Here is a 359-nt window from a genome sequence, read left to right as displayed (position 1 = left end):
CCGCGACCCCCAGGGCCCGGTGCGCATCTTCACCGGTGACGCCCTCTTCCCGGGCGGCGTCGGCAAGACGAACTCGCCGGAGGCCTTCCAGCAGGCCTACACGTCAGTCGTCGAGCGGATCTTCGACCGGTTCGACGACGACACCGTGATCCACCCCGGCCACGGCGAATCCACCACGCTGGGCCAGGAGCGCCCGTCGCTGGACGAGTGGCGCGAGCGCGGCTGGTGAGCCGCAGCCCGTCCACAGCCTCCGCCCGCTGAGATGGAGATCCAGCGCAGGTCCTTCGACCCGGATGAGCTCGGCGCTCGCGAGACGACGCTGCTGGTCAAGTCCCTGTTGATCCCGCGGCCGATCGCCT

1 pseudogene is annotated in these 359 nt (G+C 70.5%); it reads left to right on the top strand.

Annotated features, from left to right (window positions below):
• Positions 1-229 (top strand): annotated as a pseudogene (locus tag IG178_RS24620) (MBL fold metallo-hydrolase); the annotation flags it as partial.
• Positions 230-359: the final 130 nt, after the last annotated feature.

It is taken from the genome of Neoluteolibacter marinus, from assembly GCF_014904755.1.
Taxonomy (GTDB): domain Bacteria; phylum Verrucomicrobiota; class Verrucomicrobiia; order Verrucomicrobiales; family Akkermansiaceae; genus Haloferula; species Haloferula marina.
This window is presented reverse-complemented; position numbering and strand designations above follow the sequence as displayed.